At 62.1% G+C, this 11,802-nt stretch carries 11 protein-coding genes; 10 read left to right on the top strand and 1 reads right to left on the bottom strand.

The window, feature by feature from the left end:
* The first annotated feature begins 24 nt into the window (after positions 1-24).
* The 10 genes from ACFSNN_RS09520 (at position 25) to ACFSNN_RS09475 (ending at position 10,393) form a co-directional block, all read left to right on the top strand.
* Positions 25-876, top strand: a complete 852-nt coding sequence (locus ACFSNN_RS09520; protein ID WP_134460910.1) for an enoyl-CoA hydratase family protein — start codon at positions 25-27, stop codon at positions 874-876.
* A gap of 1 nt (position 877) precedes the next feature.
* Positions 878-2,086, top strand: a complete 1,209-nt coding sequence (locus tag ACFSNN_RS09515; protein ID WP_134460913.1) for an acyl-CoA dehydrogenase family protein — start codon at positions 878-880, stop codon at positions 2,084-2,086.
* On the top strand, positions 2,083-2,526 hold the full coding sequence (locus ACFSNN_RS09510; protein ID WP_134460916.1) for an acyl-CoA thioesterase: 444 nt from the start codon (positions 2,083-2,085) through the stop codon (positions 2,524-2,526). Before ACFSNN_RS09515 ends, ACFSNN_RS09510 begins: the two co-directional genes overlap by 4 nt.
* Positions 2,523-2,918 (top strand): RidA family protein, encoded by a 396-nt coding sequence (locus ACFSNN_RS09505; protein ID WP_134460919.1) that lies wholly within the window; start codon positions 2,523-2,525, stop codon positions 2,916-2,918. The genes ACFSNN_RS09510 and ACFSNN_RS09505 overlap by 4 nt, the downstream gene beginning before the upstream one ends.
* Before the next feature lie 70 nt (positions 2,919-2,988).
* Positions 2,989-4,629, top strand: a complete 1,641-nt coding sequence (locus ACFSNN_RS09500) for an AMP-binding protein (protein ID WP_134465513.1) — start codon at positions 2,989-2,991, stop codon at positions 4,627-4,629.
* A 29-nt stretch (positions 4,630-4,658) separates the two neighbouring features.
* Positions 4,659-5,882, top strand: a complete 1,224-nt coding sequence (locus ACFSNN_RS09495; protein WP_134460922.1) for a dienelactone hydrolase family protein — start codon at positions 4,659-4,661, stop codon at positions 5,880-5,882.
* Positions 5,883-5,955: 73 nt separating this feature from the next.
* Positions 5,956-6,633, top strand: a complete 678-nt coding sequence (locus ACFSNN_RS09490; protein ID WP_134460925.1) for a glutathione S-transferase — start codon at positions 5,956-5,958, stop codon at positions 6,631-6,633.
* Positions 6,634-6,820: 187 nt separating this feature from the next.
* A complete protein-coding gene (locus ACFSNN_RS09485; RefSeq protein WP_134460928.1) occupies positions 6,821-8,329 on the top strand; it encodes a DHA2 family efflux MFS transporter permease subunit in 1,509 nt (502 codons plus the stop codon).
* 85 nt (positions 8,330-8,414) lie between these two features.
* On the top strand, positions 8,415-9,248 hold the full coding sequence (locus ACFSNN_RS09480; RefSeq protein WP_134460931.1) for an AraC family transcriptional regulator: 834 nt from the start codon (positions 8,415-8,417) through the stop codon (positions 9,246-9,248).
* Positions 9,249-9,394: 146 nt separating this feature from the next.
* Positions 9,395-10,393 carry an alpha/beta hydrolase family protein gene (locus tag ACFSNN_RS09475; protein WP_134460933.1) on the top strand — a complete coding sequence of 333 codons (999 nt, stop codon included), beginning with the start codon at positions 9,395-9,397 and terminating at the stop codon, positions 10,391-10,393.
* Between the two features lie 171 nt (positions 10,394-10,564).
* On the opposite strand, the gene ald is transcribed toward ACFSNN_RS09475, so the two are convergent.
* The gene (gene ald, locus ACFSNN_RS09470; RefSeq protein WP_134460936.1) at positions 10,565-11,683 is read right to left on the bottom strand and encodes an alanine dehydrogenase; all 1,119 of its coding nucleotides are present in this window, start codon (positions 11,681-11,683) and stop codon (positions 10,565-10,567) included.
* Positions 11,684-11,802 lie beyond the last annotated feature (119 nt).

Genomic DNA, 11,802 nt, shown 5'->3' with positions numbered 1-11,802 from the left:
GCATCGAACCGCGGAGAGAGACTCATGACACGATCCAACGCCGACGCCCTGCTGGCCGGCAATCGCATCACGCTAGCCGGCTACGAAGCACGGCACTTCGGCTGGTCGGTCGCCGACAAGGTCGCGACGATCACGCTGAATCGCCCCGAGCGCAAGAATCCGCTGACCTTCGAGTCGTACGCGGAGTTGCGCGACCTGTTCCGGCAATTGACCTATGCGACCGACGTCAAAGCAGTCGTGATTCACGGCGCGGGCGACAACTTCTGCTCCGGCGGCGACGTGCACGACATCATCGCGCCGCTGATCGATTTGCCGATGCCGGAACTGCTGCTCTTCACGCGCATGACCGGCGATCTGGTGAAAGCCATGCGCCATTGCCCGCAGCCGGTGATTGCCGCGGTCGACGGCGTCTGCGCCGGCGCCGGCGCGATTCTCGCCATGTCGTCCGATATGCGGCTCGGCACCGCGCGCAGCAAGCTCGCTTTCCTGTTCTCGCGCGTCGGTCTCGCCGGTTGCGATATGGGCGCCTGTGCGATTCTGCCGCGCATCATCGGCCAGGGGCGCGCCGCCGAACTGCTCTTCACCGGACGCTCGGCAAGCGGCGAAGAAGGCCACGCATGGGGTTTCTACAACCAGCTATGCGAACCGGCAGCGCTGCTTGAAGAAGCGCACAAGCTCGCCGCCGATCTCGTCGCCGGCCCGACTTTCGCGCACGGCATCACCAAGAAGATGCTGCATCAGGAATGGAGCATGAGTATCGACGAAGCGATCGAGTCGGAGGCGCAAGCCCAGGCCATCTGCATGAGCACACGCGATTTCGAGCGCGCGTACAGCGCGTTTGCCGCGAAGTCACGTCCCGTGTTCGAAGGAGATTGAGTTGAGCGCCAACAGCGAACTGGATCTGCATAGCGCGCTCGCGTGGCCGTTCTTCGAGCCGCGTCATCGCGAATTGGCCGCGGGTATCGAAGCATGGTGCCGCGAGAAGTTGAAGCACGAAGACCACAAGGACGTCGACGCAACCTGCCGTCACCTGGTGCGTGAACTCGGCGCGGCGGGCTGGCTGAAATATGGCGTGGGCGGCGTCGCGTACGGCGGCCACGGCGACACGATCGACACGCGCGCCGTTTGCCTGCTGCGCGAAACGCTGGCCAAACATTCCGGACTCGCGGACTTCGCTTTGGCGATGCAGGGACTCGGTTCGGGCGCCATTTCGCTTGGCGGCACGCACGAACAAAAGACCCGCTATCTGCCGCGCGTCGCTAACGGCACGGCGCTCGCAGCGTTCGCGCTATCCGAACCCGAAGCCGGCTCCGATGTCGCCGCCATGGCGCTCTCAGCGCGCGAGGACGGCGACGCCTACGTTCTTGACGGCGACAAGACGTGGATTTCCAACGGCGGCATCGCCGATTTCTACGTGGTGTTCGCAAGAACCGGCGAAGCGCCGGGCGCGCGCGGCATCAGCGCGTTCATCGTCGATGCGGACACGCCGGGACTGGAGATCGCTGAACGCATCGACGTGATCGCGCCGCATCCGCTCGCGCGTTTGCACTTTGCCGGCGCACGCGTGCCGCGCAGCCAGATGCTCGGCGCGCCCGGCGAAGGTTTCAAGCTCGCCATGCGCACGCTGGATATTTTCCGCACGTCCGTGGCGGCAGCATCGCTCGGCTTCGCGCGTCATGCGATGGCCGAAGGTATTTCGCGCGCCGCATCGCGCAAGATGTTCGGGCAGACACTCGGCGATTTTCAACTGACGCAAGCCAAACTCGCGCAAATGGCGTTGACCATCGACAGCAGCGCGTTGCTCGTCTACCGCGCCGCGTGGCTGCGCGATCAAGGCGAAAGCGTCACGCGCGAAGCCGCGATGGCGAAGTGGCACGCAAGCGAAGGCGCGCAACAGGTGATCGACGCCGCCGTGCAACTCTTTGGCGGCATGGGCGTGCAAAGCGGCACGGCTGTCGAGATGCTGTATCGCGAGATTCGCGCGTTGCGCATTTACGAAGGCGCGACCGAAGTGCAGCAACTGATTATCGGACGCGATGTGTTGAAAGCGCACGCTGCCGCGTCTGCCGGAGACAACGCCCAATGAGCGCGTCTTTCGAACGGCCCGTGCGCATCCGCTTCTCGCACTGCGATCCGGCGGGCATCGTGTTCTTTCCGCAATATCTGGTGATGACCAACGCGCTGGTCGAAGACTGGTTCAACGAAGGCCTGAATATCGACTATGCGCACATGATCTCGCAGCGCCGTGTCGGCTTGCCGATCGTCAAACTCGATTGCGAGTTTTCGCGGCCGAGCAAGATGGGCGAAACGATCACGCTGACACTTAACGTGGCAGCAATCGGCCGCCGCTCGATCAGCATCGATATCGCCGGCCATTGCAACGGCGAAACCCGGTTTCGCGCGAAACAGGTGCTCGTCACGACATCGCTCGAGCGCGGCACATCCATCGACATTCCCGCCGACATCGCGAGCGCGCTCGCGGCGTTTGCCCCACAGCCGGACTCCACTGAGGCGCATCGCTCATGAAAAAAGCTCTTCTTCCCGCCGGCTGGGTCAAGCCGCGTGGTTACGCCAACGGCGTCGCGGCAATCGGCACGCAGGTGTTCATTGCCGGTCAGATCGGCTGGGACGAACAGGCGCGTTTCCAGACCACCGACTTCGCCGCGCAAGCCATCCAGGCGCTCAAGAACGTGCTCGCCGTTTTGCATGAAGCGGGCGGCAAGCCTGAGCATCTGGTGCGATTGACGTGGTATGTCACCGACAAACGCGAGTATCTCGCGTCGTTGAAAGACATCGGCCGCGCATTTCGCGAGTTGATCGGCGACTACGACATTGCGATGAGCGCGGTGCAGGTGGTCGCGCTGATCGAAGACGAAGCGAAGGTTGAAATTGAAGGGACTGCGGTGATTCCGCAGTAGCGCAGCACATTCAAAAAGCCACCAAGCCAACCGAAGCGCATTCAGCCGGCTCAACGCCCGGGAGACCATGATGGAACCGTCAGCACACGTCGATACCTTCGCGCGCGACAATCTTCCGCCGCAGGATCAATGGCCCGTCTTTCTGCTCGACAACCCGGACGTCGCTTACCCGGCGCGCTTGAACTGCGCGACGGAGTTGCTCGACAGAACCATCGACGCGGGCCACCGTGATGATCCCGCGATCTGGTCCGATGTCGACGGGACACCGCGCGCCACCACTTACGGCGAGCTGCTGGCATTGGTAAATCGCAGCGCGCACGTGCTGGTCGACGAAATGGGACTGCAGCCCGGCAACCGCGTTTTACTGCGCGGCCCGAACACGCTGCATATGGCCGTGACCGCACTCGCGGCGCTGAAGGTCGGGCTCGTCGTGGTGCCGACCATGCCGCTCCTGCGAGCCAAGGAGCTGAAGCAGATCATCGAGAAGGCGCAAGTTAGCGCGGCGTTGTGCGACGCGCGCTTGACGGCCGAACTCGCACGCTGCAGCGATCCAGAAGACGAATTTCACTGCGCGGGCCTGAAGCAAACCCGCCTCTTCCACGACGACGCCCCTGATTCACTCGACACGCTCGCGATCAACAAGCCCGACCACTTCACCGCGTGCGACACAGCCGCCGACGACGTCTGCCTGATCGCCTTCACCAGCGGCACGACCGGCGCCCCGAAAGGCTGCATGCACTTTCATCGCGATGTCGTGGCCATGTGCGATCTGTTTCCGCGTCACGTGCTCGAACCTACGTCGAGCGATATCTTTTGCGGCACGCCGCCGCTCGCATTTACGTTCGGACTCGGCGGCTTGCTGTGTTTTCCGTTGCGAGTGGGCGCGTCCACGGTGCTGATCGAGAAGCTCACGCCCGAGACTTTGCTGCAGACTGTGGAACGTTTTCATGCGACCGTCATGTTCACCGCGCCGACCTTCTATCGGCAAATGGCGCCGCTGGTTGCGCAGCACGATGTCTCTTCGTTGCAGAAAACCGTGTCGGCAGGTGAGGCGTTGCCGGATTCCACGCGGCGTTTATGGCGCGACGCGACCGGCATCGACATGATCGACGGTATTGGCGGCACCGAGTTGATCCACATTTTCATTTCGGCGCAGGGCGACGAGATTCGCCCGAACGCCATCGGCCGCGCGGTGCCAGGTTACGCCGTGCAGGCCGTGGACGACGACATGCAACCGGTCGCGCCGGGCACGATCGGCAAACTGGCGGTGCGCGGCCCGACCGGCTGCCGCTATCTCGCCGACGAGCGGCAAAAGAAGTTCGTGCGGGACGGCTGGAACTTGCCAGGCGATTCCGTCTATCTCGACGAAGACGGCTACGTGTTCTACCAGGCCCGCGCCGACGACATGATCGTCTCCGCCGGCTACAACATCTCCGGCCCCGAAGTGGAGAGCGTCCTGTTGCAACACGACGCGGTGTCCGAATGCGGCGTGATCGGCGTGCCCGAGGAAACCCGCGGGCAGATCGTCAAGGCTTTCGTCGTGGTGAATCCCGGGTACGAGCGCGACGACAAACTTGTCGCGCAACTGCAGGAATTCGTGAAAAATAGCGTGGCGCCGTATAAATATCCACGTGTCATCGTTTTTGTCGATTCATTGCCGCGCACCGAAACCGGCAAGCTCAAACGTTTCGAGTTGCGTACCATGGCATAGCTCAGATTATCTGCATGGAGACACACCGCATGGCCGCCTCTTTCATCGAAGTCGTCGCCCAGGATGGCGGCCGTTTCAATGCCTACGTTGCGCGCCCCGCGCAAGGGTCGGGCCCGGGACTCGTGCTCCTGCAGGAAATTTTCGGCATCAACGACACGATGAAGGCGTTGGCCGATCGCTTTGCTGAAGAAGGATATGTGGTGCTGGTGCCCGATCTGTTCTGGCGGATCAAACCGGGCATCGTGCTCGGTTATGGCGAAGCCGACATGAAACAGGCACTCGACTATCTCGGCCAGTTCGATACGGATCTGGCCGTCGACGATATCGCGGCCACCCTCGCCGCATTGCGTGCCATGCCTGAACAGGCCGGCAAAGTCGGCACCGTGGGCTACTGCCTCGGCGGCAAGCTCGCGTTCCTGAGCGCCGCACGAACCGATGTCGACTGCGCGGTCAGCTACTACGGCGTCGGCCTCGAAGCCTATCTGGATGAAGTACCGGCAATTCGTTGCCCGATGGTGTTTCATTTCCCCGAAAACGACTCGCATTGTCCGGCGGAAACCCGCGAACGGATCAGCGCCGCCTTGCGCACGCGGCCGCAAATCGAGCAATACGTGTACCCGGGTTGCGATCATGCGTTCGCCGCGCCGTCGCGCCCGCAATACGACAAACCCGCCGCGATGATGGCGTATTCGCGCACGCTCGCGCTGCTGCGCAAGGTGCTCGGCCCGGTCTACGATCTCAACGCGCTGTGGGAAGCGCATTGCTATTACGAGTTCGCCACGCGCGACGTGGATGCCGTCATGCCGACCATGGTCGCGCAACCCTACGTCAATCACGTTCCGACCATGACTGGTGGAGTCGGTCATGACAATCTGAAACGTTTCTATACGCATCACTTCGTCAACTCGAATCCCGTCGATACGAAGCTGATTCCGATTTCGCGCACCATCGGCGCGGATCGCATCGTCGATGAATTCATTTTCAGCTGCACGCATAGCTGCGAAATCGACTGGTTGCTGCCCGGCGTCGCGCCGACCGGTAAGTATTTCGAGGTGCCTATGCTGGCGGTCGTTTGTTTCCGAGGCGACAAGCTCTATAACGAGCACATCTATTGGGATCAGGCTTCCGTGCTGGTTCAGGTGGGCTTGCTGAACCCCGAGGGACTGCCGGTGGCCGGCATCGAAAGCGCGCGCAAGCTGCTCGACGAAACGCTGCCGTCGAATCAGTTGATGGGCGGCAAATCACGCGTGTGAGGTGCGACTAGAGGCCCGCCTCTGCGCAACGTCCTTATGATGTGACACTCCACTGGCCACCGTCACTCGACCCATGCTGATCGTCCATCATCTGAACAACTCCCGCTCGCAGCGTGTGCTGTGGCTGCTCGAAGAACTCGACGTTCCTTACGAGATCAAGCGTTACCAGCGCGACCCGAAGACCATGCTTGCACCGCCCGAGTTGCGCGCGGTGCATCCGCTCGGCAAGTCGCCCGTGATTACCGACGACGGTCAGACGATCGCCGAGTCGGGCGCGATCATCGAGTATCTGATCGGCAAATATGGGCAGGGACGTTTTGCGCCGGCACCGGGCACGCCGGAGCGACTGCGCTACACATACTGGCTGCACTATGCGGAAGGTTCGGCGATGCCTCCGCTGCTGCTCAAGCTCGTGGCGCTGCGCATTGCCAGCGCGCCGATGCCGTTTTTCGCAAAGCCGATTGCGCGCAAGATCGCCGGCACGCTGCAATCGAGTTTCATCGATCCGCAGTTGAAGCTGCACCTCGGTTATATCAATCAGGAGTTGAGCAAGACCGGCTGGTTCGTCGGCAACGACTTCACGGCGGCGGACGTGCAGATGAGTTTCCCGCTCGAAGCCGGCACGGCGCGCGGCGGCATGGAAGGCCAGATTCCGGCCGTGGCCGATTTCCTGAAGCGCATTCATGCGAGGCCGGCGTATCAGCGCGCGCTGGAGCGTGGCGGCAAGTACGAGTTGCTCGGCGGCGATTGAGAGTCGCGCCGACCTGGAACTCGTAGTTGTAGGTCGAAATTCGCGGGTGCTAGACTGACAAATCCCATTGTCGTCAACGAGTTGCCAAACGGTTGGTCTGGACTGCGCCCACATTTTTCTGGCGCGGCATCTGCTTCAGCCGCGGCATGTTCGGCATCCCATCGACCATGCCTAAGGAGTCGCCCGCATGACCCATTCTATCCACGGTAACAAGCGCTGGCTCGCACTGATCGTGCTGTGCCTCGGCGTGCTCATGATCGTGCTTGATACGACGATCGTGAACGTCGCGCTGCCGTCCATCGCTGCGGATCTTGGGTTCACCGAAACGTCGCTCGTGTGGGTGGTGAATGCGTACATGCTGACGTTCGGCGGTTGCCTCCTGCTGGGTGGGCGGCTCGGCGATCTGTATGGGCATCGCAAGCTGTTTCTTATCGGCATCACGTTGTTTACGCTGGCGTCGCTTGCTTGCGGGATTTCGAACTCACAAGGGCTGCTGGTGTGTGCGCGTGCGGTTCAAGGTGTAGCGGGCGCCATCGTCTCGGCGGTTTCGCTGTCGCTCATCATGAATCTGTTCACCGAACCCGGCGAGCGCGCGAAAGCCATGGGCGTGTACGGGTTTGTGTGCGCGGGCGGCGGCAGCATCGGCGTGTTGCTCGGCGGGCTGCTCACCAATCTGCTGAGCTGGCATTGGATCTTTCTCGTCAATCTGCCTATTGGTATTGCCGTGTACGCGCTCTGTGTCGCGCTGTTGCCGTCCGCGCGCGGTCATGCGCACGGCGAGCGGCTCGATGTGGCCGGCGCGGTCTCCGTCACGGTCTCGCTCATGTTGGCCGTGTACGCAGTGGTGAATGGTAATGAGGCAGGTTGGACTTCGGCGCAGACGCTCGGTTTGCTGTTTGCGGCGCTGGCGCTGCTGGCCGTGTTCCTGGTGATCGAGTCGCGCGTGCAGCATCCGTTGATGCCGCTGGGTCTGTTCCGCTTGCGCAATGTGGCGACGGCGAATGTGGTCGGCGTGCTGTGGGCGGCGGCGATGTTTGCCTGGTTCTTTATCTCCGCGCTGTATTTGCAGCGTGTGCTCGGCTATCGGCCGCTGCAGGTCGGACTTGCGTTCCTGCCCGCTAATCTGATCATGGGGTTCTTCTCGCTCGGGCTGTCGGCGCGGGTGGTCATGCGCTTCGGACTGCGCGTTCCGCTGGCCGCGGGGTTGCTGGTCGCGGCTTGCGGTCTCGCGTTGTTCGCTCGCGCGCCGGTTGGCGGCAGTTTTGTGCTCGATGTCATGCCGGGGATGATTCTGCTCGGCTTCGGCGCGGGTATTGCGTTTAATCCGATGCTGCTAGCCGCCATGAGCGATGTCGATCCGGCCGATTCGGGGCTTGCGTCGGGTATTGTCAATACTTCGTTCATGATGGGTGGCGCGCTTGGGCTTGCGGTGTTGGCGAGTCTTGCCGCCGCGCGAAGCGAGGCGGTGCAGGCGTCGTCTGGAGATGCCGTGGCTGCATTGAATAGCGGGTATCACGTCGCGTTTTTGTTTGGGGCAATTTTTGCGGCGGTGGCGGGGATTCTAGGCGGCTTGCTATTGCGCACGGGGCACGCAGGTAGTGCGGGTGCGCATGAAGACGCTCACGGTCACAACACGGCGGCAGCGGATGAACATTCCACCGCCACGGGCAACAAAGCCGCGACCGAAAACTACTGAACGCGTTTCCGCAAAACCGCAATCCCGATCAAACACCTCGCGTCGGCGCTCGCTATGCTGGTTCCATGCTGACATGAGAGCCCAAATGAACCCGGTCGGAAAAGCGCTGTGGTTTATCGAAAGCCACTTTGCCCATGAGTTGACGCTCGACGACATCGCCAACTGCGGATGCGTGTCGCGTTTTCATCTGGCGCGCGCCTTCGAAGCGGCCACCGGGTTTTCGGTGATGCGCTATGTGCGCGGGCGTCGCTTGAGCGAAGCGGCGCGTCGGTTGGCGAGTGGCGCGCCCGATATCCTCGCGGTCGCCATCGACGCCGGCTACGGTTCTCACGAGGCATTCACGCGCGCGTTTCGCGAGCAATTCGGGCTTACGCCCGACGCGCTGCGCGCGCGTGGCCATCTCGACAATCTCGCCCTCGTGGAGCCGATCAAAATGGACGAAACTCTCCTTACCCATCTCGAACCGCCGCGCTTTGAAGACGGCAAAGCGTTTCTCGTCGCGGGCCTGAGCGAGCGCTACACCAGCGAAACCTGTGCCGCGATTCCTTCGCAGTGGCAGCGCTTTGGCGACTACTTCGGCAAAGTGCCGGGGCAGGTCGGCAATGTGGCGTATGGCGTTTGCTATAACGCGGACGACAGTGGCAACGTCGATTATCTGTGCGGTGTCGAAGTCAGCGACTTCTCGGCGTTGCCTGTTGAGCTGAGCCGTTTGCGTATTTCGCCGCAACGGTATGCGGTGTTTAGTCATCGCGAGCATGTTTCAACCATTCGGCGCACCTGGAATACGATCTGGAATCAGTGGCTCCCGGCATCGGGACATATTCCTGCCGATGCGCCGAATTTCGAGCGGTATGACGAGAAGTTCGATCCCGTCAGCGGGATGGGTGGACTTGAGATCTGGTTGCCGTTGAAGGGCTGAGGAGCCCACGCGCGTGTCCCGGTGATGCATGTGGCGTGTGAGTCGCCGACAAGCCTGCTATTGGCTGGAAAATGGGCGCAATACGACCGATGTGTCCTGCTTGTTTCTCCCTGCCTACTTTGTCCAATTTTGTTTGAGTGACGACAATGACGCAAACCGCCGTGAGATTGCTGGCCATTGTCACCCTGCTTCTGGGTCTGTTGGTCACGCCCGTCTTCGCGGCGAATGTCGGCTTTGAGGAGGTCAAGATACCGAATGGCGCTGAGCCGCCGCTCATTGCCGGCATCTGGTATCCGACCGATGCGACGGCGACGTCACACGTCTTGGGCAATTTCGCTCAGACTGTGGCGGCGGACGCGCCGATCACTGGCAAACACTTCCCGCTCGTGGTGATGTCGCACGGCGGCGGAAGCTGGTACGGCGGGCATTACGATACGGCGCTCGCGTTGGCTCATGCGGGCTTCGTCGTGGCAGCGGTGAGTCACGCCGGCGACACTTTCGATGATCAGAGCCGGGTTCTGCAGCTCTGGCGCCGTCCTGCCCACCTTCACGCGCTGGTCGATTACATGCTCGACAAGTGGCGCGGGCACGCACAATTGAACGCGGCGCGCGTCGGTGCGTTTGGCTTTTCTAACGGTGGCTTCACCGTGCTCGTGGCAGCAGGCGGTGTCCCGGATCTTTCGACAATCGCCCCGTTTTGCGAGGCTCATCCGGATCACGATCTGTGTGAAGCTCTCAAGCATGCCGGCGTCGATCTCCATATCGGCGCGAGTGTCCCCGCCGACGCCTGGGTCCACGATCCGCGCATCAAGGCCGTTGTCGTCGCCGCGCCCGCGTTCGGGTTTGCGTTCGGACCCGTAAGACTGCGCGGTGTTCGCGTCCCGGTCCAACTCTGGAGCGCTGCCGACGATAGCCATCAGCCGCATCCCTACTATGACGAGGCCGTGCGCGACGACTTGCCCCTCGCCCCCGAATATCACGTCGTTGCCAACGCAGGCCACTACGACTTCCTCCCACCCTGCGACGCGCGTCTTTCCAGGCTACGGCCGGAAATTTGCAACAGCCTGCCGGGCTTCGACCGCGAGGCGTTTCATGAGCAATTCAACGCCGACGTCGTGCGGTTCTTTGAGGCAACGCTGCGATAGGAAACTCATCCTCTTGTGTACGCTGGCCTGTACGCCGCGAAATCGGTCGCGAGCCTTCAATTGAATCTCGCGAGTGCCTCATTGTGTGACTGTTTGAAAGTCCGGAGAGGCCGCACGCTGTTGCGACCGTCCCGGAAAAAGATTGCCCTCGGATTACCAGGCAGGCGCTACTCAGGCTGCGAGCACCTCACTGACCTCCCAGCTATCTATCCCCAACGCGTCGCCGACCGGTTTGCAGGTGAGCCGCCCTTCATGCACATTCAGGCCGGGGCGCAGGTACACATCGTCGAGCAATGCCTGCTTCCAGCCTTTGTTCGCGATGTCGACCACGAACGGCAGCGTGGCGTTGTTCAAGGCGAACGTCGACGTTCTTGCCACCGCGCCCGGCATATTCGCCACGCAATAGTGCACCACGCCGTCGACGACGTACGTTGGCGCGTCGTGCGTTGTCGGACGCGAGGTCTCGCAGCAGCCGCCTTGATCGATCGCGACATCGACAATCACCGAACCTGGCTTCATGCGCGCCAACATGTCCCGCTTGATCAACTTCGGCGCCGCCGCGCCGGGCAGCAGCACGCAACCGATCACGAGATCGGCCCGTTCAAGCAGTTCCTCGACTTGAGCCTGCACCGAGAAGACCGTCTGGATCGCGCTGCCGAACTGCACTGTCAGACGCTTCAGAACGTCGGCGGACCGGTCGACCACGGTCACCCTCGCCCCCATGCCGAGTGCAATCGTCGCCGCGTGCGTGCCGGACACGCCGCCGCCCAGAATCAGCACCTCTCCCGGCGGCACACCGGGCACACCGCCAAGCAGCACACCGCGGCCACCCATCGATTTTTCGAGGCAACGCGCGCCCGCCTGTGGCGCGAGCCGGCCCGCCACCTCCGACATGGGTGTCAGCAAAGGCAAACCGCCTGAACGCGAGGTCACTGTTTCGTACGCGATGCAGGTCGCGCCGCTCCTGATCAGATCGGCGGTCTGATCGGCGTCGGCCGCGAGGTGCAGGTACGTGAACAGGATCTGGCCACGGGACAAACGTGCGCGCTCTATCGCCTGCGGTTCCTTGACCTTGACGATCAACTCCGCCTCTTTCCACAGACGCTCGACCGAATCCTGAATGCTCGCACCCGCTTTGACGTAGTCGCTGTCAGCAATGCCTGATCCTTCGCCCGCGCTTTTTTCGACCGCGACGCTATGGCCATGTCGAACCAGCTCGGCGACCGACACCGGCGTCAGACCAACCCGGTACTCCTGCGTTTTGATTTCCTTTGGTACGGCGATTTTCATTTTATGTCTCCTCGGGGTGGATCAGGCGCTTGCTTGTGGCAAGTGCGTTTGTGATCGCGTCGATTGCGCCTGGTGTTGCATCGACGGCAGTGTTCGCCTCCGCGTGGGTTAGATAACGT

Origin of the sequence: Paraburkholderia dipogonis, from assembly GCF_042680985.1 — a bacterium.
GTDB classification, from domain to species: Bacteria; Pseudomonadota; Gammaproteobacteria; order Burkholderiales; family Burkholderiaceae; genus Paraburkholderia; species Paraburkholderia phytofirmans.
This window is presented reverse-complemented; position numbering and strand designations above follow the sequence as displayed.

What these genes read in the sequence shown, in the direction of transcription:
- ACFSNN_RS09495 (WP_134460922.1), top strand. Translation starts at nt 4,659, where the DNA reads ATGGCCGCCTCTTTCATCGAAGTCGTCGCCCAGGATGGCGGCCGTTTC.
- ACFSNN_RS09485 (WP_134460928.1), top strand. Translation starts at nt 6,821, where the DNA reads ATGACCCATTCTATCCACGGTAACAAGCGCTGGCTCGCACTGATCGTG.
- ACFSNN_RS09520 (WP_134460910.1), top strand. Translation starts at nt 25, where the DNA reads ATGACACGATCCAACGCCGACGCCCTGCTGGCCGGCAATCGCATCACG.
- ald (WP_134460936.1), bottom strand. Translation starts at nt 11,683, where the DNA reads ATGAAAATCGCCGTACCAAAGGAAATCAAAACGCAGGAGTACCGGGTT.
- ACFSNN_RS09510 (WP_134460916.1), top strand. Translation starts at nt 2,083, where the DNA reads ATGAGCGCGTCTTTCGAACGGCCCGTGCGCATCCGCTTCTCGCACTGC.
- ACFSNN_RS09490 (WP_134460925.1), top strand. Translation starts at nt 5,956, where the DNA reads ATGCTGATCGTCCATCATCTGAACAACTCCCGCTCGCAGCGTGTGCTG.
- ACFSNN_RS09480 (WP_134460931.1), top strand. Translation starts at nt 8,415, where the DNA reads ATGAACCCGGTCGGAAAAGCGCTGTGGTTTATCGAAAGCCACTTTGCC.
- ACFSNN_RS09505 (WP_134460919.1), top strand. Translation starts at nt 2,523, where the DNA reads ATGAAAAAAGCTCTTCTTCCCGCCGGCTGGGTCAAGCCGCGTGGTTAC.
- ACFSNN_RS09475 (WP_134460933.1), top strand. Translation starts at nt 9,395, where the DNA reads ATGACGCAAACCGCCGTGAGATTGCTGGCCATTGTCACCCTGCTTCTG.
- ACFSNN_RS09500 (WP_134465513.1), top strand. Translation starts at nt 2,989, where the DNA reads ATGGAACCGTCAGCACACGTCGATACCTTCGCGCGCGACAATCTTCCG.